The organism is Nonomuraea sp. NPDC050536 (assembly GCF_044457685.1).
In the GTDB taxonomy this organism is placed as follows: domain Bacteria; phylum Actinomycetota; class Actinomycetes; order Streptosporangiales; family Streptosporangiaceae; genus Nonomuraea.
Genome location: NZ_JBITHD010000015.1, coordinates 106,260 through 127,583 on the forward strand (window position 1 = coordinate 106,260; position 21,324 = coordinate 127,583).

The window sequence follows — 21,324 nt, forward strand, 5'->3', positions numbered from 1 at the left end:
CCCTGTAGCTGGAGGGCAGTGCATCATGGAGGAGGGGATTCTGCATGGTTGACGTGGATTTTGAGGCCGTGTTCTACGCTTCGCCGGTGGCCTGCGCGGTGGTGCTGCCGGATCTGACGTTCGCGGCGGTGAACCGGGCCTACGAGAAGGTCTCCGGTCGTAGCCGGGACGAGCTGGTCGGCAAGAACATGTTCGAGATGTTCCCCGCCGGGCCGTCCGGGCGTGGAGCGGGCGAGTTGCTGGCCTCGCTCGAGCGGGTGCTGCTCGAGCAGGAGGCCGACGTCATGGCGTTGCAGCGCTACGACGTCGAGGTGCCGGGATCCCCGGGGGTCTTCGAGGAGCGGTACTGGAGCGTGATCAACGCGCCGCTGGTGGGTCCGGACGGCGAGGTGCGGCTGATCATCCATCGCGCGGAGGAGGCCACCGCGTTCATCCAGCAGCTGCGCAAGACGCGCTCCGCGCCGGAGTTTCAGGCGCCGGACTCGGCCGCGGCGCAGCTCAACGAGATCGAGGCGGAGATCTTCGCGCGAGCCCGCGACCTGCAGGAGGTCAACCAGCGGCTACGGCGCGCGCAGACCAAGGAGCGGCAGACCACCGAGGCGATGCGGCAGGCGATGGAGCAGCAGCGCGACCTGGTCGCCGACACCTCGCACGACCTGCGCAACCCCATCACCGGCCTGCAGATCCGCCTGCAGGACGCCCTCAGCGACCCGGATGCCGACGTGCGCCGGATCCTGCTGGCCGCGCTGCGCGACGCCGACCGGCTCGGTGACATCGTCGCCGGCCTGCTGGAGCTCGCCAACCTGGAGGCCGGCACGCTGCCCGCCCCGGAACCTGTCGATCTGAGCCGGTTGGTGGAGAGCGAACTCGCCAGGCTGGACTGCTCGCTGACCATCGACACCCTGTTGGAGCCCGACGTCGTGGTGGACTGTGCCAGGATCGAGCTGGCCCGCCTGCTGAACAACCTCCTGGCCAACGCCGAACGGCACGCGCGCAGCCGCATCACGGTGTCGGTCAAGACCGAGCACGACCGGGCGGTGCTCGAGGTGATCGACGACGGCCCCGGCATACCCGTCGCCGAGCGGGAGAACGTCTTCAAGCGCTTCTACCGTCGCACCGACGCCCGCCGTACCGATCCGGATGGGACCGGGCTGGGGCTGCCCATCGCCCGCCAGATCGCGCACGCGCACGGCGGGACGCTGCACATCGGCGATCACCCCGACGGCACGCGCATGGTCCTGCGGCTGCCGCTTCACCGGCGATAACGCGCGATGTCGCGCGCGCCCACGTACCGAACTCACTCCCATGGCCAGCCGAGCAGCCGGGCACCCAGCACGGCCGTCTCGAGCGTGAAGCGCTGCGTGGGGTCGTCGGGGGAGAAGCCGGTCGTGCGGCGGATCCGCTCCAGCCGGTAGGTGACCGCCCTGGCGCTGATCCCCAGCCTGCGCGCCGCCGCGGTCTGGTTGCCCTGCGCGGCGAACACCGCCTCCAGCGTCTCCAGCAGCGGCTCCGCCCCGCCGCGCGCCCGCAGCAGCGGGCTCAGCACGCTGGTCACCAGGTCCTCCATCGCCTCCCTGTCGCGCAGCAGCACGGGGAAGACGAGCAGGTCGGCGGCCTTGACCACGTCGATGCCCAGGCCCAGCTTGTCGGCCAGCTCCAGGGCGTTGGCCGCCTCCCTGAACGAGGAGACCACTCCGGCGGGGCCGCGCTGCGGCCGCCCGACCCCCACCCGCCACCCCTCGGCGAACCTGGCCCGCACGTGGTGGGTGAACTCGCCCACCGCGGCGGGCAGCACCGCGGGCGCCACGCAGACCAGCAGCCCGTCGCGCACGGCCACGAGCACGTTGTGCGAGCCGAACCTGGCGATCAGGTCGCGTTCGATGCGGTCCTCGTCGCCCTCGCGCAGCCCGCGCGCCACGGCCACCACGTACGACTCGGCCAGGCGCAACCCGAAGTGCTCGGCCCGCTCGGCCAGCCGCTCCGCCCTGCCCTGCAGCAGGTCGTCGACGAACTCCCTGCGGGCGGCCTCCTCGGTCCTGATCGCCAGCAGCTGCGCCTGCTCGTGGCCTTCGAGTAAGGCGTCGACCGCCCTGCGCAGCGCGGATCCCGCCTGGTCGCGCAGCGCGCCCTCGACCAGCGACCTGGGCGAGATGCCCAGCTCGGCGGCTCGCGCGCCGGCCGTACGCAGCTCATCAAGCTCCTCGCGGCCGGGCAGCCGACCGGTCCGTGCGCACTCGGCCAGCACCCGCGAGACCGGGTCCTCCATCAGACTCCTACGTCACGCCTGTCGAAAGCGAGGACCGCGGTGAGCACGAGCACGGCCGTCGCCCCAGCCAGCACAAGGTAGTCCCCGACGGGGAAGCCCTGATAGAGGGGCCTGCCCGTGGAGTAGTAGTGGAACGGCGAGACCCACTTGAGCCACGAGATCGCCGGGACGCTCTTGCCGATGGTCACGATCATGTAGCCGAGCACGGCCCAGGCGCCCACGATCGAGCTGGCCACGTTCTTCCTGCCGGTGGTCGCGCCCACGGTGAGCGCCACTGATCCGAAGAACAGGGCCAGCAGGAACACCCCGGTCTGGCCGGCGAGCATCCGGTCGAACGGCACGTCCGCCCCGGCCGCCTGCTCCACGCCGAAGGCGACCAGGAACGTGACCGCGTTCAGTCCGGCCAGCGCGATCACCAGCGCGGCGAAGCGGTCCAGAACCAGCCGCTTCCTGTCGACGGGCAGCGTGACGACCAGCTCCAGCGTGCCCGCCTCCTCCGGCTGGGCGATGGCCCGGTTGGCCATGATCGTGGCGCACGCCGTACTGAACGCGGGGACGAACAGCTGGTAGACGACCGTCTGCAGGTAGCCGACGCCGGACGTGAGGTCCTGCAGCCCGCCCATCAGGTCCTTGAGCGGGCCAGGGAACTTGGCCATCGCCGCCTTGCTGTAGACGTCCGGCGCCAGCTTGATGTTGGCGTAGATCGCCAGATACATGCTGACGAAGGCCGCGATGCCGATGGTCCAGCCGATCAGCGGCCGCCGGAAGTCACGCAGGCTCCTGGACAGCATGACGCCGCTCCTCCTCGCTGTAGTAGGTGAGGAAGATCTCCTCCAGATCCGGTTCCGCGCTGACGAGGTGCACGACGGTGAAGCGGGCGGCCGCCTTGATCAGCGCGTCCGGCCTGCCGTCGATCGTGCACCGCACGCTCGCGCCCTCCACCCGCAGGTCGCGCACGCCCGGCAGGTTCTCGAACGCCTCCCGCGGCACCGGCGCGTCGAAGTGCAGCTCGATGTGGCGCACGGCCCGCTCGCGCAGCGCCGCCACGTTCTCCACGGCCACCAACCGCCCGGCGCGCACGATGCCGACCCGGTCGGACACCTCCTGGACCTCGGCCAGCACGTGCGAGGACATCAGCACGGTCCTGCCCGAGGTACGCACCTCCCGCAGCATGGCCATGACCTCCTGCTGGACCAGCGGATCCAGGCCGGTGGTCGGTTCGTCCAGGATGACGAAATCCGGCTCGTGCATGAACGCCTGGATCAGGCCGATCTTCTGCTTGTTGCCCTTGGACAGCCGGCGCATCGGCAGGGACAGATCGGCGTCCAGCCGGTCGGCCAGCTCGGCGATCCTGCCCGCAGACACGCCGCCGCGCGCCCTGGCCAGGAACCCCAGGTAGTCCCTGGCCCGGTCACGGCTCTCCAGCGCCAGCTCGCCCGGCAGATAGCCGATCCTGGCCCTGACCCGGGCGTCGCGCGAGTCCGTGCCGAGCACGGTGACCCGGCCACTGGTGGGCCTGATCACGTCGAGCACCAGCCGGATCGTGGTGGTCTTGCCCGCGCCGTTGGGGCCCAGGTATCCGAAGATCTCGCCCGGCCTGATGTCGAGCGTCAGGTCCTCCAGCCCCAGGCGGCTGCCGTAGTACTTGGTCAGGCTCTCGGCCCGTACCACTGGTGTCATGCCCGCCATGGTGCGCCCGGGCCGTGCCCGCGGTCACCGTCCGAACCCGGCAGTCCGGCGGCCGCTTCCTTTCCGGGATCAGGCGCCGGGCGGCAGGTTCGGCACCAGTGCCGGGCCGTTGGCGATCAGGTCGAGCAGGGCCTCCGTGTTCAGGTGCTGCTCCACCAGGTCGCCGAGGGCGTCCAGGCGGTGCTCGCGGGCCGCGGCGAAGCTGGTGTCCGGGTGTGGGGTGAAATCCCGTTCCGCCAGGCGTGCCACGTCCGCGAGGAACGCCCGGCGGAACGCGTCGTTCTCCAGGGCGCCGTGCCACGTCGTGCCCCACACGGCGCCCGCGCGGCAGCCGTCGAGGAACGGCTCGCCGCCCTCCACCGTGACCCTGCCGTGGTGGATCTCGTAGGCCCGCACCTGGTGACCGTACGCCTGGCCTGTTGGTCTGGCGAGCGTCTTCTCGGTGGCGAAGGCGGTGGTGACGGGGAGCAGCCCGAGCGCCTTGGTGACCCCGGTCCGCGACTCCACGTCGTCGTGGATCTCGCGGCCGAGCATCTGGAAGCCGCCGCAGATGCCCAGGATCGGTCCCTTCCGCTCGGTCAGTGCCTCGGCGATGCCGCGCTCGCGCAGCCAGGCCAGGTCGTTCACGGTGGCGCGCGAGCCTGGGACCACCACGAGGTCGGCGTCGTCCAGCTCGCCGGGGTCCGTCACGAACGCGACCCTCACCCCGGGTTCGGTCGCCAGCGCGTCCAGGTCGGTGAAGTTCGAGATGCGCGGCAGACGGATCACCGCCACGCGCAGGGTCTTCCTGCCGTACGGCCGGCGGGTCTCGATCCTGCGGGTATCGAGGGCCAGGGAGTCCTCGACGTCCAGCCAGAGCCCGTCGAGCCAGGGGAGGACGCCGTACACCTGCCTGCCGGTGATCGTTTTCAGCATGTCCAGCCCGGGTTCGAGAAGTTCTCGGGCTCCGCGGAACTTGTTCACGATGAACCCGGAAATATGGGCTTGATCTGCGGCGTCGAGGAGGCCGACCGTGCCGTAGAACGCGGCGAACACCCCGCCCCTGTCGATGTCGCCCACCACCACGACGGGCAGGTTCGCGGCCCTGGCCAGGCCCATGTTGGCGATGTCGCCCGGGCGCAGGTTGATCTCCGCCGGGCTGCCGGCGCCCTCGCAGATCACCACGTCGTACGCGCCGCGCAGCCTGTCCAGGGACTCCAGCGCCTTGGCGCGCAGCATGTCCTTGAGCCCGCCGTACTCCATCGCGTCCACGTCGGCCACCGGGCGTCCCATCAGCACGACCTGGCTGCGGCGGTCGCTGCCCGGCTTGAGCAGGATCGGGTTCATGTCTGCGGTCGGCTCGATGCCCGCGGCCTGCGCCTGCATGGCCTGCGCCCGCCCGATCTCGGCGCCGTCGGCGGTGACGTAGGAGTTCAACGACATGTTCTGCGCCTTGAACGGCGCCACCCGCACGCCCGTGCGCGCCAGCCACCGGCACAACCCGGCCGCCACGACGCTTTTCCCCGCATCAGAAGTCGTCCCCGCCACCAACAGCGACCCCATACCCGTCCTCCCTCTCGTCCGTCTCATTCACGTCCTCTTCGCCCATGCACAGCGTCCTCTTTGGCCCTGTGCAGCGTCACGGCTTTGTGCGGCGTCATGGCCTTTGTACGGCAAGCCGCCGCCACCGGCCGCCCGCCGCACTCCGGCTGAGGACCCCAGACCGGCGCTTCCGGCGAGTCGGCGCCCCTTCCCCACCGCCACGCCCCTTCGTACTCCGGGCACCGCGGCCCTCAGTCCTCGCCGCTCCCAGCTTTGTCCTCCCGGGACCGACCAGAGGTGGGGTGCCATGTGGCCTGGGGTGTGGGGGGTTGCCGTACATCGGGATGTCATCGGAAGTTGCGGGTGGCGCGGTCGGCGCGGAAGGCGTCGAGGCGGGGGAAGTCCAGGTCGTGGACGGTCGCGCCGGGGGTGAAGAAGACGCCGGTGGTGGGGCAGGGGTTGGCCAGGCCGGTGACGCCGGCGCAGGGGTGGCCGTGGTAGGTCGCCTCGTGGTGCCAGTCGCTGACGGCGACGTAGGTCATGAACTCGTAGGCCCGGGCGACGCTCATGTGCTCCCACAGCGTCCTGGCCGGCAACGGCGTCCCCCACTGCGTCACCGAGAACGCCGGGACCAGTACCACGTCAACCGGCTCCGCCAGCCGCGCGAGGCTCCCCGAGTACCAGAGATCCGCGCACAGCAGCACCTGCGCCCGCCGCCCCAGCAACTCGAACCCGTCCGACGGAGACCCGGGCACTACGCCGGTCTGCTGCTCAACGCCGTACGGATGCACCTTGTCGTACTCGGCCACTACTTCGCCCTGAGGATCCACGACAGCGCCCCGGTTGACGACGCCCGCCTCCGTCAGGTCGTAGTGAGACCCACCCACCACCGTGGCCCCCGTCTTGGCGGCCAGCCCACGTAACCGCTCCAGATACTCGCCCCTGGACAGGCTCGACCCCGCCAACTCCGGCAACAACACCACGTCGACCTCCGGCGGGACCACCCCCTCGATGGCGTCGAAATTCACATGCCCATCAGGCGACCACCGCTCAGGCCCCGTCAACGCGATCCTCACACCCAGCACTGTCCCACGCGGTGCGCGGGTGCGGGGTGTGTGGGTGGTTGGGCGCCGGATGGGTTGGGGCGGGTGGCGTCATGCAGGGGCTTGCCGTACTGGTGCAGGGGGCGTACGGCCGGGGGCGGAGGGGTTAGCGGTGGCGGATGCGGAGGTGGCCGTAGTTGAGGGTGCCGGAGACCTGGATGTGGGGGGAGGCGGGGGTGCGGAGGGAGGAGGTTTTGAGGGTGACGGAGCCCCATTCCGCGTGGACGGCGTCGGCGTCGGCGGTGCAGGGGCGGGGGACGATGAGGGTGGCCGAGCCGTACGTCAGAGACAGGTCGATACTCACCAGGTCGTGGTCGATCTGGGCGTGGCGGAGGTCGAGGAGGACCTTGGCGTACTCGGAGACGATGCGCAGGCGGGGCGGGACCCGCCAGAGGCCGGAGCGTTTGATGCGGCCGTTGGTGGTGCGGATCTCGAGCTGCTCGGGCTGGGCGGGAGCCGGGAGGTCGGCCAGGGCGGGGGCCAGGTCGGCGTGGGTCCTGGCGGTCAGCGCCCACTCTAGGCGCTCGTTCATCTCGTCAAGGGCGAGCCGGCCCTCGGCGTAGGCCTCCTGCAGGCGACGGGTGGTCGCCTCCCGCTCGTGGTCGGAAACGCGTGTCACGGTGAGCGCTCCTTTCCTTGTGGCGCCAGAGTAACACGCGATGACGTCAATGTGACGCCATCGGGGCGTCGTGGAAGGTACGGAAACCCGCTGTAGTTGACTGAAGGCATGCGTGCCATCGTGATCGCCGCCCAGGGCGGCGCAGAGGTTCTCGATTACGCCGAACACCCCGATCCCGTGCCCGGGCCGGGCGAGGCGGTGGTGGACGTCGAGGCCAGCGGCGTCAACTTCATCGACATCTACCACCGCTCGGGCACCTACCACCTCGATCTGCCCAGCAAGCTGGGCTCCGAGGGGGCGGGCACCGTGTCGGCGGTGGGCGAGGGCGTGGAGAGCGTGAAACCGGGTGACCGGGTCGGCTGGGTGAACGTGCTCGGCAGCTACGCCGAGAAGGCCGTGGTCCCGGCCGACCGGCTGGTGCCCGTGCCCGACGCCGTGTCGACCGAGGTGGCCGCCGCGGCCCTGTTGCAGGGAATGACGGCGCACTACCTGACGCGCTCCACGCACCAGGTCAAGGAGGGTGACCAGGTCCTGGTGCACGCCGCGGCCGGCGGCATGGGGCTGCTGCTGACCCAGATCGCCAAGATGTACGGCGCGACCGTGCATGCCACGGTCTCCACGGCCGAGAAGGAGAAGCTGGCCAGGGAGGCGGGCGCCGACGAGGTGCTGCGGTACGAGACCTTCGCCGAGGCGCTGCGCGGCCGGATGGACGTGGTCTACGACGGCGTGGGCGCGACCACGTTCGACGGCGGCCTGGACGCGCTGCGGCCGCGCGGGCTCATGGCGCTGTACGGCGCCGCCAGCGGACCCGTGCCGCCACTGGATCCGCAGGTGCTGAACAGGAAGGGCTCGCTCTTCCTGACCCGGCCGACGCTCGTCAACTACATCGCCGAGCGGGAGGAACTCCTCTGGCGCGCCTCGGAGCTGTTCGACTGGATCTCCTCGGGCAAGCTGAAGATCAACATCTTCGAGCGCTACCCGCTGGCGGAGGCCGCCCGGGCCCATGAGGACCTGGCGGCCCGCCGTACGACAGGAAAGCTCCTGCTCATTCCCTAGACGTGGGAGCCGCCGTCCACGCGGAGCTCGACGCCGGTGAGGTAGGCGCCGTCGGCCGAGGCCGCGTACGCGATGGTGCCCGCGATCGCCTCCGGGTCGCCGAAGCCCACCTGGGGCATGATCCGGCCGTAGAAGGAGGCGTCCACGCCCTCGGGGAAGGTGACGCCCGTCATCAGGGGCGTCACCACCCCGCCGGGTGAGACCGCGACGACCCGCACGCCGTCCGCCGCGACCTCGGCCGCCAGGCTGATCGAGAACGCCAGCACGGCGCCTTTGGAGGCGGCGTACGCCGTCATGAGCGGGTGCGCGTGCGTGGCCGAGGTCGAGGCGGTGTTGACCACCACGCCCTTGCTCTGGAGCAGGTACGGCATGGCCTCACGGCAGAACAGGAACGTGCCGAGCAGGTTGACGTCGAGCAGCCGCCTGAAGTCGTCCAGCGTGAGCCCGGCCAGCGGCGTCGTCTTGTGTATCCCCGCCACATTGGCCAGCACATCGATGCCGCCCATGGTCGAGGCGGCGGCCGCCACGGCCGCCTTGACCTCGCCCTCGTCGGACACGTCCACCACTCGCGTGTGGATGCCGGAGCCCAGCTCGGCCAGCCCCGCGGCGTTGACGTCGACCGCGAACACGGTCGCCCCCTCGGCGGCCAGCCGCAGCGCCGTGGCCCGCCCGATGCCCGTCGCCGCCCCGGTGAGCAGCACGTTCTTACCCGCGAAGCGTTCCATCTACGTTCCCGTCTCGTTATAAGACACCGTTGTCTCGTCTAAGATATCCCTCGATGAGCATGGCCCTTACTCGCGACGCGATCCTGCGTGCCGCCGCCACCGCCCTGCGCACCCACGAGCGTGCCGGGATGGCCGACATCGCCGCGGCCGCCGGGGTGGGGCGCGCCACGCTCTACCGGCACTTCGACAACCGCGAGGACCTGCTGCTCGAGCTCGGCCGCTTCGCCGCGCAGGAGTCGCTGCGGGTGATCGACGCGGCCCGCATCGACGGCGTGCCCGCGCGCGAGGGGATCCCGCGGCTGGTGCGGGCGCTGCTGACCGTCGGGCGCGAGTTCTGGGTGGTCAGCAGGCATCACACCCGGCTCTGGCCGGAGGAGGAAGAGGTCGGCACCCGCCTGCGCGCCCTGACCGAGCGCGGGCAGCGCGAGGGGCTGCTCCGCGCCGACCTGCTCGCCGACCACCTGGCCGCGCTGCTCGGCTCCATGGTCATCGGAGCGATGAGCATCGCACCGCTGTCGGAGCTCGGCGTCGAGGACGCCACCGACACGATCGTCAAGGTCTTCCTGGAAGGCGCCCGGCCTTAGGCTGCCTTCCGTGGACATCTTGGGCTTTGCCGCGATCGTGGCGCTGCTGACTCTTACGCCCGGGCTCGACACGGCCCTCATCCTGCGCACGTCCCTGATCTCGGGCCGTCGTGCCGCCTGGGGCGTCGTCCTCGGGATCCAGCTCGGCACCCTGGTGTGGGGCCTGCTCACCGCGGTCGGCCTGTCGGCGCTGCTGACCGCCTCGCAGACGGCCTACGACGTGCTGCGCTGGGCCGGGGCCGCCTACCTGGTGTGGATGGGGATCCGCATGCTCCTCCACCGGCCCGCTGCCGCCGAGGCGCCCGCCGAGGTCGTGGGCTTCGCGGTCGGGCTGCGGCGGGGGCTGCTCACCAACCTCCTCAACCCCAAGGTGGGCGCGTTCTACGTCGCCATGCTCCCGCAGTTCATCCCGCCCGACGCGCCGCACGCGGCCATGGGGCTGCTGCTCGCCGGGGTGCACGTCGCGGAGGGCCTCGTGTGGAGCCTTGCCCTCATCGCGTTCGCTGCGCTGCTCAGCGACTTCCTGCGCGGGCCGCGCGTCCGCAGCCTCCTCGACCGCGTCACGGGCGCCGTCATCATCGGCTTCGGCCTCCGCCTCGCCCTCGACCAGCACTGACCCGCCCGCCGGTCCTTCTGACTGCTTCTGTACGCGCCTCGCGCAGACGGAGCGGAGGGGGGTTAGGGCTGTTTTTGGCCGCGGAGTTCGAAGTCGTCGTAGGTGGTTCTGAGGGTGGAGCTGCCGTCCTTGGGGACGCGGGCGAAGAGGCCGACGTAGCCGTTGCCGAGCCCGTTGGGGTCGTTGGCCTGGGCCACCTGCTTGCCGTTGACCCACATCGTCAGCCGCACCCCCGACCCGTCCTGCTCGCAGGCCGCCTCGATCCGGGACGACTGCCCGGCCAGGTTGGCGATCTTGACAGGCTTGGACAGCGTCCCGCCCGCGTTGTCGACGATGCGGCGGATCCGGGCGTTCCCCTGCGTGTCGAGGCCGAACTCGTAGAACGTGCCGTCCTTGGCGTTGTGGCAGTACACGCCGAACTCCCCGCCGCCGGAGACCCTGGCCGTGACCCCGACGACGACCGACAGCGGCAGCATCGGCGTGGGCGTGGCCGAGGGCGAGGGGGACTCGGTGGGCGTGGCGACCAGGAAGGGTGCGGGCGCCTTGGCGTAGCGCTCCTCGTTGCCGTCGGCCACGTCGAGCCGGTAGGTGCCGTCGGCGTTGTAGCCGTAGCTCGGCTCGTTGTCCTTGTCGTAGGTGCCGTCCCAGCCGCCCTGCGTGGAGGTGAAGTCGTCCTGATAGAGCACGCCGAAGTCGGGCGGCCCGCCGGGGATGAGCGCCTGCCACGCCACGAACCCGCCCACCAGGACGAGGGCCGCCGCACCGGCCACGGCGGCGACGAGCGCGCCGCGCCGCCTCTTACCCGCGGGAGGGGGTAACGGCGTCGTCCCGCCGGGAGGAGTGGAGACCCAGGCCAGCTGGACCGTCCTGGCCGCCTGCTCCGGCGCCGCCGAGCGCCCTACGAGCTCGTCGAGCAGCTGCTGCGCGGTGGGCCGCCGGGCAGGGTCCTTGTGCAGCGCCGCCCGCACCAGCTCGCGCAGTCCGGGGTCGACCTGGTCGAGGTTCGGCTCGGTGTTCATCACCTGGTAGACGATCGCCGGCAGCGTGTCACCGGGGAAGGGCGCCCGGCCGCTGGCAGCGTAGGCGATCAGGCACCCCCAGGAGAACACGTCGCAGGCGGGCGAGACGGGCTCGCCGCGCAGCACCTCGGGCGCCATGTACCGGGGCGTGCCGACCAGCTCGCCCGTGCCGGTCACGCCGCCGAGCGTGTCCAGTGCCCTGGCGATGCCGAAGTCGATGACGCGCGGCCCGACGGGCGACAGCAGCACGTTGGACGGCTTGAGGTCGCGGTGCACCACTCCGGCGCCGTGGATGGCGGTGAGCGCGGTGGCCACGCTGACGGCCAGCGCGTCGAGGCTGGACCCGCGCAGCGGCCCCGACTGCTTGACCGCCTCCTCCAGGTTGGGCCCCGGCACGTATTCGGTGACGACGTACAGCTGGCCGCCGTCGAGCGCGGCCTCGAGCACCCCTGCGGTGCAGAACCTGCGCACCCGGCGAGCGGCGTCCGCCTCCCTGCGAAAGCGCATGCGGAACTGCTCGTGCTGGCTCAGTTCGGGATTGATCACCTTGATCGCCACCCGCTGACCCGAGGGATCCTCGGCGAGGTGGACCGTGCCCATCCCGCCCCGGCCCAGCACGCTCAGCAACCTGTAGCGCCCGATGTGGGGGGATTCACCGCTCACGGCGGGCTAGCTTACCGACATCGCCCTCAGCGCGGGCAGGCCGGCGACGGGGTCGACCACGACCACGCGGCAGCCCGCCGCCGTCGCCGCGGCTACCCCCGTGGGGCTGTCCTCGATCGCGATGCACAGCCTGGGGTCCACGCCCAGCTTGCGCGCCGCCTCCAGATAGGGGTCGGGGTACGGCTTGCCGCACGCGGTGTCCTCGGCGGCCACGACCAGGCGGAAGTCGTGGTTCAGCCGGGGGACGATCAGGTCCACGATGCTCCGCGGGGAGGCGCTGACCAGGGCGGTGGGGATGCCTACCTCGGTGAGCTCATCCAGGAGTTGCCTGGCTCCCGGCATGACCCTCACTCCCTGCCGGATTCGGTCGGCGAAAGCCTCGGTCAGGAGGCGCACGACCGTCGGCTGGTCGCCGTAGTGCGGTGCCGACTTTCGCCGTACCTCGTCCCGCCGACCCGGCGCCGGGAAAACCGGATCGGCGTGCCGCATGGAGAGGAGGTGGGCGGCGGTGTCCTCGACCGTGCGGCCGAGGACGTGGGGGGTGTCGTCGGGGGTGAGGCGGACGCCGAGGGAGCCGGCGACGGAGGCCGTGGCGGACCACCACAGGCCTTCCGTGTCGACCAGGGTGCCGTCCATGTCGAAGAGTACGGCCTGCGGAACGTCAGACCGCATCGGCGACTTTCGACGCGGCGGGCGCCGTCACCGTCCGGGCGGCGACCAGGACAGGCCGCTCCACCAGGCGCACGGCCACGCGGGTGCCCGGCGCCAGCCGTACGGCCTCGTGACCGGGGACGTCGGCGAGCACCTCGCCCCCTTCCAGCGACACCCGGAGCCGGACGGAAGCCCCGCGGAAGGACGCGGCGATGATCTCGGCGCGCCCGTCGGGGTCAGGGGAGACCTGCACGGCTTCCGGACGGATCAGGACGTCCACGGACGGGTCGCCCGCGTGCGAGCCGTCGATCGGCAGCAGCTGCCCGAGCACCGTGACCTGGTCGCCGGAGACCTGCCCGGCCAGGTGGTTCATGGTGCCGACGAACTCGGCCACGAACGGCGTGGCGGGCCGGTCGTAGACCTCGGCGGGCGGGCCGCACTGCTCGAGCCGCCCGTCGCGCAGCACCGCGACCCGGTCGGCGATCGACAGCGCCTCCTCCTGGTCGTGGGTGACGAAGATGGTGGTGATGCCCAGGTCGAGCTGGATGCGCCTGATCTCCTCGCGCAGCGTCACGCGCACCTTGGCGTCCAGCGCCGACAGCGGCTCGTCGAGCAGCAGCACCCGCGGCTCCAGGGCGAGCGCCCTGGCCAGCGCGACCCGCTGCTGCTGCCCGCCGGACATCTCGTGCGGGAAGCGGTCGGCGTGCCCGGGCAGTCCCACCAGCTCGAGCAGCTCGGCCGCCCGCTTCGCGCGCGTGGCGGCGGGCACCTTGCGCACCCGCAGCCCGAAGGACACGTTGTCGCGCGCGTTCAGGTTGGGGAACAGCGAGTACGACTGGAACACCATGCCCGCGTCCCGCTTGTTGGCGGGCACGTTCGTGATGTCCTTGCCATCGATCATCACCGCCCCGGAATCCGGTTGTTCGAACCCGGCCACGCACCGCAGCGCCGTCGTCTTCCCGCACCCGGACGGCCCGAGCAGCGCGACGAACTCCCCAGGCGAGATGGTCAGATCCAGCCCGTCAAGCGCGACGGTCTTGCCGAACTCCCGCCGCAGCCCGCGAAACTCCACCTGCGCGGTCACGAGCCCTCCTTCGTCGGTCTCATGACCAGGACGCAGTGTTCACTGATGCCCTCACTTCGTTCGGTCATGATTTTTTTCCTTCCCGAAGGCGGAGGAGACCGCCAGCAGCAGCAACCAGATGAGCACCAGGCTGAGGATCGACACCGCGACCGACAGCTGCCCCTTGGATCCGGAGATCGTGACGATCCATACCGCGAACGGCTGGTACCCCAGCAGGCTGGCCACGGTGTACTCGCCGAGCACCAGCGCGAGCGCCAGGAACGAGGCGCTGGCCAGCGCCGAGCGCAGGTTCGGCACGATCACCCTGAAGACCACGTACGGCCAGGACGCGCCCAGGTTGCGCGCGGCCTCGACCAGCGTCCGCACGTCCATCGTGCGCAGCCCGGCATCCAGCGACCGGTAGACGAACGGCAGCACCAGGACCACGTACGCCAGCACGAGCACGAGGGGGAAGCCGGGGTCCTGGATTGCGTTCAGCGTGGCCCAGAACGGCGTCGGCGCCAGGATGTCGCCCCCGGTCTTCAACGTCGTGGTGAGCCCCACCACGAACGTGATCGGCGGCACCACCAGGGGCAGCGTGCACAGCACGTCCATGACGGGCCTCAGCCGAGGCGCGGCCAGCCGTACGGCCAGCATCGCGGGCAGCGTGAGGAGCAGGACCAGCACGATCGTGGCGGCGGCCAGCGACAGCGACAGCAGCAGGCTCTGCACGAAGCCGTCGGCGGTCAGCAGCTGGCCGTAGGCGGAGAACGAGACGCCCTCGGTCGGGGTGTAGATCGTGTACCAGAGCGCCGCGCCCAGCGGGATCAGGAAGTAGGCGGCGGCCAGCAGGAAGACGACCCAGCGCCACACCCTGCGCGGCGGGCGCGCGGAGGCCGTGGCGGCCACCGGCTCCAGGCCGGTCAGCGCAGCCATCGGGTGCTCCTCCTCTGCAGCGGCAGGTAGATCGCCATGACGAGCCCGGCGACCACCACCATGTCCAGGCTGAGCGCCAGCGCGATGTTCTCGTAGCCGATCAGCACGTCGCCCGTGAGCGCGCTGGCGATCTTCAGGGTGACCAGCGGGACCACGGTGCCGACCATCGCGTTGGCCGTGGCGAACGCCGAGAACGCGCTGCCGAACAGCAGCACCACCCCGCCCAGCATGGCCGGGGTGAGCACCGGGATGCCGACGTAGCGCCAGTACTGCCAGGAGGAGGCCCCGTTGTTGGCAGCCGCCTCCCGCCATTGCGGCCGAAGCCCGTCGAGCGCGGGCGCCATCACCAGCACCATCAACGGAATCGAGAAGTACATGTAGACGATGACCAGGCCCCAGAAGGTGTACAGCGACCCGGACGGCAGCCCGATCAGCCCGCTGATCACGCCGGAGTTGCCCAGCGTGGCGATCCAGAAGAAGGCCAGCGGCACGCCGCCGAAGTTGGCCAGCACCCCCGAGGCGGTGAGCACGGCCTCGCGCAGGCGGGAGGTCACCACCGCCTGCGCCAGGAACGTGCCCAGGATCGCGCCGAGAACCGCCACCACGCCCGACAGCTTGACGCTGCCGAGCATGGCGTTCAGGTACCCGCCCTGCAGGCTCTGGCTCAGGTTGCCCAGGCTAGGCCTGCCCTGCGTGGTGAAGGCCCCCGCCACCAGGGCGATGGCGGGGATCCCGAAGACCACGGCGAAGAAGATCAGCAGGGGCCACGCCCCGAAGGAGCGTCTCATCCCGAGATGGCCGCGTCCCAGCCGCTGGCCAGCTTGGCCTTGGCGGCGTCGACCTGCTCGGGGGTGGGGAACGTGGGCGAGCCCTCCACCTTGGGCAGCGCGTCCGCCGCGGCCTTGTCGACCGAGCCGTCGGTGGTCATCGAGGGCAGCAGGACCGGCCGGGCGAAGCCCTTCAGGTACAGGTTCTGGCCCTCGGCGCTGTACAGGTACTCCTGCCACAGCCTGGCCGCCGCCGGGTGCGGGGCGTCCTTGTTGATGGCCTGGGCGTACATCTGGAAGTACTGGCCGTCCGTCGGGACGTTGACCTTCCAGTCGATGCCCTTGGGCGTCATCTCCGGGGCGTAGGCGGCGTTGTTGTAGTCCCAGTCGATGCTGATCTGGGTCTCGCCCTTTTCGATGGTGGCCGGGGTGGTCTCCACCGGGTTGTAGTTGCCGGCCTGCTTGAGCTTCTTGAAGAAGTCGATGCCGGGCTGGATGTCGTCGAAGGAGCCCTTGCTGGCCAGCGAAGCGGCGTAGACGCCGGCGAAGGCCGAACCGGACTTGGTGGGGTTGCCGTTCATCGCGACCTTGCCCTTGTACTCGGGCTTGAGCAGGTCGGCGAAGGTGGTCGGGCAGGTGGCGATCTTCTTGGCGTCGCAGCCGATCGAGACGTAGCCGCCGTAGTCGTTGGCCCAGAGCCCGGTCGACTCCTTCTGGCCCTCGGGGATCTTGTCGAACGTCTGCACCTTGTAGGGGGCGAACAGGCCCTCCTTGGCGCCGCTGAGCGCGAACGACTGGCCGAGGTCGAGCACGTCGGGCGCGCGGTCCTGGCCCTTGCGGGTCTTCACCGCGTTGATCTCGTCGGCGCTGGCCGCGTCCGGCGTCTCACTCTCGATGGTGATGCCGTACTTCGCCTGGAAGCCCTTGATGATCTCACCGTAGTTCGCCCAGTCCGGCGGAAGGGCGATCACGTGCAGCTTGCCCTCCTTCTTGGCTGCCTCGACGAGCTTGTCCAGCCCGCCGAAGTCGGCGGCCGAGGTGGCGGTGCGCGCGTTCACCCCGCCTTCTGATGCTTTGCCCTGCTCTGCGCCGGGGGCGGCGCCGCACGCGGCGGTGACTACGGTTAGTGCTGCGAAAACGCCTGCCCAACATGTGACACTGCGGGCGCGAGATGTGAGCACGTCGCCTCCACTCTCCGGGGGTGTGGAAAGAACCTAGGGGAACTTGTACAAACAAGCCAGGCCTAGTTAGTCGCATAAACATTGCTATTTCATGAACATGGAGGGTCGCGGATGGTTGCGCGCTATGAACGGATTGCCGCTGAGCTGCGCGACGACATACACGCCGGCGTCCATCCCGTCGGCTCGCAGTTACCGAGTGAGGCAGAGCTCGCCGCGCGCTACGACGCGGCCAGGGGCACCGTACGGCAGGCCGTGGCCGTCCTGGTCGCGGAAGGCCTGGTCGGGTCCAGGCAGGGCGCGCGGCGCATCGTGCTGGGCAGGTCACGCAGCCAGAGCTTCGCCGAGCTGCACAGCTTCGCGCAGTGGGCGCGCGCCAACGGCTACCGCTACGGCGGCCAGGTGATCACCCAGCGCCGCCGGGCGGCCAGCCCGGCCGAGGCGGCCCGCCTCGGGTCCGCCCAGATCCTGGAGGTGCTCAGGCTGCGCACACTCGAGGACGAACCGGTCCTCGTCGAGCGCACCGTCTACGCGAGCTGGATCGCCCCGGCCGTGGAGGCGCTGCCGGCCGATTGCGAGTCGGTCTCGGCCGCCCTCTACGCCTCGGTCGGCCTGGTCTGCGCCTATGGCGAGCACCTCATCGACGCGGTGTCGGCGGGCGCGCAGGACGCGCGGCTGCTGGGAGTACGGCGGGGCAGCCCGCTGCTGCGCCAGCGCAGGACCACCACCACCCACGAGGGCAAACCGGTGGAGTGGTCCGAGGACCGCTACAGGGCGGGGAGCGTGGCCTTCAGCATCCGCAACTCGATCGGCGCGAATCCGCTCACGAGGGAGGCCGGCGACTTGCACTTCGGGGCGTAAGAACATATGTTCGAGATATAGCAGCCCGTCTTCCCCCGGGTGGCTCAGCGACAGATCCAGAGCCGCGGGGAGAAGAGGCCTTGAGCAGACTCTATGGCGATCCGATAGAGGTGTGGACCCGGGACGGCCAGCCGACCCAGTTCGTCTGGCGTGACCGGCTCTTCCTCGTGCGCCGCATCCTCGACCACTGGGTGGTGGCCCGCGAGTGGTGGAAGACCGGCGAGGGCGATCCGGGCGAGCGCCAGTTCTGGCGGGTGGAGGCCTCACCCGGCCGCGAGGTGGGCTCCTACGAGCTGCGTTTCGACACCGCCAGCGGAGGCTGGCTGCTGCTGCGGGCGTGGGACTGATGGCGCCGTTCCCGCACCTGAACGTGTCCTCCGCCTACTCGATGCGGTACGGCACCGCCTTCCCGCACGCGCTGGTGGCCAGGGCGGCCGACGAGGGCATGGACATCCTGGCCCTCACCGACCGCGACGGCCTCTACGGCGCGATCAAGTTCGCCCAGGCCTGCCGCGAGGCCCACATCGCCCCCGTCTACGGCGTCAACCTCGCGATGGTTCATGAATCGCCCTCCAGCCGCCCGCGGACGGGCCCCGACGCCGACGACCGGGTCACGATCCTCGCCCGCACCAAGGCGTGGCCCAGTCTGGCCCGCCTGGTCACCGCCGCCCACTACACCGGCGACCGCGGCGACCCCCGCCTCACCCCCGACCTGGTCGCCACCTGGGCCGGTGCCTTCCGGGGAGGTGCCGGGCCCCACACCGGCACCTCCCCGGAAGGCACCGCAGGCAGGAACGGTCCAAACCCAAAAGCGAACGGCTCCCGTACGCGCCGAGAGCGGGAGCCGTTCGGGCCTGACGACGGGCTGGTGGTGCTGCTGGGACCCAGGTCGGACGTGGGGCGGGCGGTGGCCGCGCGCCGCGACGAGCACGCCAGGGCCCTGCTGGCCCGGTGGCGCTCCCTGGCCCCCGCCGTCGTGGTCGAACTGGTCGACCAGTACGGCTACCGCGACGCGAGCACGGCGGTCCGGATGCTGGCCCTGGCCGAGGAAGCCGGGCTGCCGGCCGTGCTCACCAACGCGGTCAGGTACCTCGACCCCGCCGACCACCAGGTGGGCGACGTGCTGGACGCGGCGCGGCAGCTCGTACCGCTGCACCCGCGGCACCTGGACCGGCCCACCTCGCACGCCTACCTCAAGAGCGGCAAGGACATGTGGCAGGTGGCGCGCAAGATCTGCGGCGCCGACACCCAGCGGATCGCCACGCTCCTGCGCACCACCCGCGCGCTGGCCGAGGCGTGCGCGGCCGACCCGATGGAGCTGCTGGCGCTGACGGCCGACGACCCGGCGCGGCTGCTCCTGCCCGAGACGGGCAGGGACCCGGTACCGCTGCTGCGGCACCGGGTGGAGGACGGCCTGCACACGCGCGGCCTGGTGGGTGACCGCGACGCCCGCGAGAGGCTCGACAGGGAGCTGGACATCATCGAGCGGAAGCGCCTGTCCGGCTACTTCATCTCCGTGGCCGGCATCACCGACAAGATCCGTGAGCTGGGCATCCGCTGCGCCATCCGCGGTTCGGGCGCGGGCAGCCTGGTCAACTACCTGATCGGCATCGGTGAGGTGAACCCGCTCGAGCACGGCCTGCTCATGGAGCGCTTCCTGTCCGACGGCCGGATCGGGCTGCCCGACATCGACATGGACGTGGAGTCCGCCCGCCGCCTCGACTGCTACAAGGCGATCTTCGACATGTACGGCGAGGAGCGGGTGGCCTGCGTGTCGATGATGGAGACCTACCGGGCGCGCAGCGCGATCCGCGACGTGGCGGGCGCCATGGGCCTGCCACCGCACGAGATCGACGCGATCGCCAAGGCGTTCCCGCACATCAGGGCCAAGCAGATCTCCGCCTCGCTGAGCGACCTGCCGGAGCTGCGCGACAGCAGGCTCGGCGAGGCCGGGCTCGACCGCGTCTTCAGGCTGGCCGAGAAGCTCGACGGGCTGCCCAGGCACATCGCGCTGCACCCGTGCGGGGTGCTGATCGGCAACTCGCAGCTGTACGACAGGACGCCGGTGGAGCGCAGCCTGCTCGACTTCCCGATGTCGCAGTTCGACAAGGACGACGTGGAGGAGGCCGGGCTGCTCAAGCTGGACGTGCTGGGCGTGCGCATGCAGTCGGCCATGGCCTACACGCTGAGCGAGATCAAGCGAGTGGACGACCAGGACATCGCGCTGGATTCCATCAACCGCGACGACCAGACCACCTACGACATGATCTGCGCCAGCCGTACCCTGGGCTGCTTCCAGATCGAGTCGCCAGGGCAGCGCGAGCTGGTGGCCAAGCTGGAGCCGCGCACGATGCACGACCTGATCGTGGACATCTCGCTGTTCCGCCCCGGTCCGGTGAACTCCGACATGGTCACGCCGTACCTGCAGGCCAGGCACGGGTGGCGGCAGCCGTACTACCCGCACGAGAGGCTGCGGGAGGCGCTGAAGGAGACGCACGGCGTGGTCGTCTTCCACGAGCAGGTGCTGAAGATCATCTCGGTGATGACCGGGCGGAATCTGTCCTACGCCGAGAAGTTCCGCAGGACGCTGGCCACCCCGGAGGGCAGGGAGAAGGTGCGCAAGCACTTCGTGCCGCTGGCCAGGTCCAACGGGTTCGGCGACGCCGAGGTGGAAAAGGCGTGGAAGGTGCTGGACGCGTTCGGCGCGTTCGGCTTCTGCAAGGCGCACGCGGCGGCCTTCGCGCTGCCCACCTACCAGTCGGCCTGGCTCAAGCGGCACCACGCGGCCGCGTTCTTCGCCGGGGTGCTCACGCACGAGCCCGGCATGTACCCGCAGCGGGTGATCATCGACGAGGCCCGGCAGTGCGGGGTGCGGATCCTGCCGCTGGACATCAACAAGTCGGGCAGGGACTGGCGGGTCGAGCGGCTCGGCCCGCGGGTCAAGGTCAGGCTGCGGCCGCTGAAGATCGGCGACATCGGCAAGGGGTACGCGCTGCGCGTCCCGTTCTCGGCGATCAAGGGGGTCAGCGAGGCCGAGGTGGACCGGATGGTGGCCGGCCAGCCGTACACCTCGCTGGCCGACTTCTGGGACCGGGCCAGGCCCTCGCGGCCCGTGGTCGAGCGCATCGTCCAGGTGGGCGGCCTGGACGCCCTGCACGACCTGCGGCCGGGCGACGGCGGCGCGCGCTGGCGCCCCGGCGAGCTGACAAGGCGCGACCTGATCGCGCAGGTGGGGGTGCTTGAGCGGGCCTCGGGCAGCGGGGTCACCGCGGGGCCGCGCCGGTCCAAGCGCTACCACGAGCGCGCGCCCGTGGAGGTCGCGGCGCCGGCAGTGCAGCTGCCGCTGGGCTTCACCGAGCACATCAGCCCGGGCGAGCTGCCCGAGATGACCGAGAGCGAGATGGTCGAGGCCGAGCTGGAGATCCTCGGCATCGACGTCAGCAGGCACGTGATCAGCTTCCACGACGAGCTGCTCGACGCGATCGGGGTCGTGCGCTCCAAGGACCTGCTGGCCCAGCGCAACGGCGCCGAGGTGCTGGTGGCGGGGGTCAAGGTGGCCACGCAGACGCCGGCCGTGCGCTCGGGGCAGCGCGTCATCTTCACCACGCTGGACGACTCCACGGGGCCCGTCGACCTGACGTTCTTCGAGTCGGTCCAGGGCAGGTGCGCGGCCACGGTGTTCGGCTCGTGGCTCATGGTGGCCAAGGGGGTGGTCAGGCGCACCGGCACCCGGGCGGTCTCCATGCGGGCCGTCGACTGCTGGAACCTCGCCGAGCTGGACGCCCTGTGGCGCTCCCAGGGCATCGAGGCCGTCCGCGCGCTGCTCGCCCGGCCGGCCGAGGAGGGCGACAGCGTGACCGGGCGCCGCATCGAGTACGCCAACGGGTTCCGGCTCTCGCCCTACGCGGACCTGGGTCCCGCGATCGTCAGCCCGTCACGGCAGCTCTGGCACGCCAGCCAGGGCAGCTCGGGGCCCACGGCGGCCTAGCGTTCGTCCCTGGTACGGC

20 protein-coding genes are annotated in these 21,324 nt (G+C 70.9%); 7 read left to right on the plus strand and 13 right to left on the minus strand.

The features are described 5' to 3' along the window. Positions 1 to 44: 44 nt before the first annotated feature. Entirely contained in the window at positions 45 to 1,265 is a 1,221-nt protein-coding gene (locus tag ACIBHX_RS35035; RefSeq protein ID WP_397071710.1) for an ATP-binding protein, read from the plus strand. Between the two features lie 32 nt (positions 1,266 to 1,297). Here the strand turns inward: ACIBHX_RS35035 and ACIBHX_RS35040 are convergent, their stop codons facing one another. The 6 genes from ACIBHX_RS35040 to ACIBHX_RS35065 all read right to left on the minus strand — a co-directional run bounded on the left by ACIBHX_RS35040 (position 1,298) and on the right by ACIBHX_RS35065 (position 7,198). Next, entirely contained in the window at positions 1,298 to 2,266 is a 969-nt protein-coding gene (locus ACIBHX_RS35040; protein ID WP_397071711.1) for a PucR family transcriptional regulator, read from the minus strand. Next, a complete protein-coding gene (locus ACIBHX_RS35045) occupies positions 2,266 to 3,057 on the minus strand; it encodes an ABC transporter permease subunit (RefSeq protein ID WP_397071712.1) in 792 nt (263 codons plus the stop codon). Before ACIBHX_RS35045 ends, ACIBHX_RS35040 begins: the two co-directional genes overlap by 1 nt. Continuing rightward, the gene (locus ACIBHX_RS35050) at positions 3,035 to 3,946 is read right to left on the minus strand and encodes an ABC transporter ATP-binding protein (RefSeq protein ID WP_397071713.1); all 912 of its coding nucleotides are present in this window, start codon (positions 3,944 to 3,946) and stop codon (positions 3,035 to 3,037) included. Before ACIBHX_RS35050 ends, ACIBHX_RS35045 begins: the two co-directional genes overlap by 23 nt. Before the next feature lie 78 nt (positions 3,947 to 4,024). Beyond that, positions 4,025 to 5,497, minus strand: coding sequence for a cobyric acid synthase (locus ACIBHX_RS35055; protein ID WP_397071714.1), 1,473 nt, complete (start codon positions 5,495 to 5,497; stop codon positions 4,025 to 4,027). Positions 5,498 to 5,823: 326 nt separating this feature from the next. After that, positions 5,824 to 6,504: a carbon-nitrogen hydrolase family protein gene (locus ACIBHX_RS35060; protein ID WP_397071715.1), complete on the minus strand. Its 681-nt coding sequence runs from the start codon at positions 6,502 to 6,504 to the stop codon at positions 5,824 to 5,826. A gap of 181 nt (positions 6,505 to 6,685) precedes the next feature. Continuing rightward, a complete protein-coding gene (locus tag ACIBHX_RS35065; protein WP_397071717.1) occupies positions 6,686 to 7,198 on the minus strand; it encodes a DUF1707 domain-containing protein in 513 nt (170 codons plus the stop codon). A 108-nt stretch (positions 7,199 to 7,306) separates the two neighbouring features. Here ACIBHX_RS35065 and ACIBHX_RS35070 point away from each other — a divergent pair, with 108 nt between their 5' ends. Then, complete coding sequence (locus ACIBHX_RS35070) at positions 7,307 to 8,254, plus strand: quinone oxidoreductase family protein (RefSeq protein ID WP_397071718.1); 948 nt, start codon at positions 7,307 to 7,309, stop codon at positions 8,252 to 8,254. Here ACIBHX_RS35070 and ACIBHX_RS35075 read toward each other — a convergent pair. Further along, entirely contained in the window at positions 8,251 to 8,979 is a 729-nt protein-coding gene (locus tag ACIBHX_RS35075) for an SDR family NAD(P)-dependent oxidoreductase (RefSeq protein WP_397071719.1), read from the minus strand. The genes ACIBHX_RS35070 and ACIBHX_RS35075 overlap by 4 nt on opposite strands. Positions 8,980 to 9,032: 53 nt before the next feature. Between ACIBHX_RS35075 and ACIBHX_RS35080 the strand changes: the two genes are divergently transcribed. Both ACIBHX_RS35080 and ACIBHX_RS35085 read left to right on the plus strand, forming a co-directional pair. After that, positions 9,033 to 9,563 (plus strand): TetR/AcrR family transcriptional regulator, encoded by a 531-nt coding sequence (locus ACIBHX_RS35080; RefSeq protein ID WP_397071721.1) that lies wholly within the window; start codon positions 9,033 to 9,035, stop codon positions 9,561 to 9,563. A gap of 10 nt (positions 9,564 to 9,573) precedes the next feature. Beyond that, positions 9,574 to 10,179, plus strand: coding sequence for a LysE family translocator (locus ACIBHX_RS35085; protein ID WP_397071722.1), 606 nt, complete (start codon positions 9,574 to 9,576; stop codon positions 10,177 to 10,179). A gap of 62 nt (positions 10,180 to 10,241) precedes the next feature. Here ACIBHX_RS35085 and ACIBHX_RS35090 read toward each other — a convergent pair whose 3' ends face one another. Genes ACIBHX_RS35090 through ACIBHX_RS35115 form a run of 6 tightly spaced genes read right to left on the minus strand, consistent with a single transcriptional unit; the run spans position 10,242 to position 16,336 of the window. Next, positions 10,242 to 11,861: a serine/threonine-protein kinase gene (locus tag ACIBHX_RS35090; RefSeq protein WP_397071723.1), complete on the minus strand. Its 1,620-nt coding sequence runs from the start codon at positions 11,859 to 11,861 to the stop codon at positions 10,242 to 10,244. A 6-nt stretch (positions 11,862 to 11,867) separates the two neighbouring features. Next, positions 11,868 to 12,533, minus strand: a complete 666-nt coding sequence (locus tag ACIBHX_RS35095) for an HAD family hydrolase (protein WP_397071724.1) — start codon at positions 12,531 to 12,533, stop codon at positions 11,868 to 11,870. Continuing rightward, positions 12,523 to 13,596, minus strand: a complete 1,074-nt coding sequence (locus tag ACIBHX_RS35100; RefSeq protein ID WP_397071725.1) for an ABC transporter ATP-binding protein — start codon at positions 13,594 to 13,596, stop codon at positions 12,523 to 12,525. The genes ACIBHX_RS35095 and ACIBHX_RS35100 overlap by 11 nt, the downstream gene beginning before the upstream one ends. A gap of 51 nt (positions 13,597 to 13,647) precedes the next feature. Further along, entirely contained in the window at positions 13,648 to 14,511 is an 864-nt protein-coding gene (locus ACIBHX_RS35105) for an ABC transporter permease (protein WP_397071726.1), read from the minus strand. Then, positions 14,499 to 15,299, minus strand: coding sequence for an ABC transporter permease (locus tag ACIBHX_RS35110; protein WP_397071727.1), 801 nt, complete (start codon positions 15,297 to 15,299; stop codon positions 14,499 to 14,501). Before ACIBHX_RS35110 ends, ACIBHX_RS35105 begins: the two co-directional genes overlap by 13 nt. After that, complete coding sequence (locus ACIBHX_RS35115) at positions 15,296 to 16,336, minus strand: ABC transporter substrate-binding protein (protein WP_397071728.1); 1,041 nt, start codon at positions 16,334 to 16,336, stop codon at positions 15,296 to 15,298. The genes ACIBHX_RS35110 and ACIBHX_RS35115 overlap by 4 nt, the downstream gene beginning before the upstream one ends. Before the next feature lie 234 nt (positions 16,337 to 16,570). Between ACIBHX_RS35115 and ACIBHX_RS35120 the strand changes: the two genes are divergently transcribed. From ACIBHX_RS35120 to ACIBHX_RS35130, 3 genes are all read left to right on the plus strand, one after another. After that, complete coding sequence (locus ACIBHX_RS35120) at positions 16,571 to 17,317, plus strand: GntR family transcriptional regulator (protein ID WP_397071729.1); 747 nt, start codon at positions 16,571 to 16,573, stop codon at positions 17,315 to 17,317. Positions 17,318 to 17,397: 80 nt separating this feature from the next. Continuing rightward, entirely contained in the window at positions 17,398 to 17,664 is a 267-nt protein-coding gene (locus ACIBHX_RS35125; RefSeq protein WP_397071730.1) for a DUF6504 family protein, read from the plus strand. Further along, on the plus strand, positions 17,664 to 21,305 hold the full coding sequence (locus ACIBHX_RS35130) for a DNA polymerase III subunit alpha (RefSeq protein WP_397071870.1): 3,642 nt from the start codon (positions 17,664 to 17,666) through the stop codon (positions 21,303 to 21,305). The genes ACIBHX_RS35125 and ACIBHX_RS35130 overlap by 1 nt, the downstream gene beginning before the upstream one ends. Positions 21,306 to 21,324: the final 19 nt, after the last annotated feature.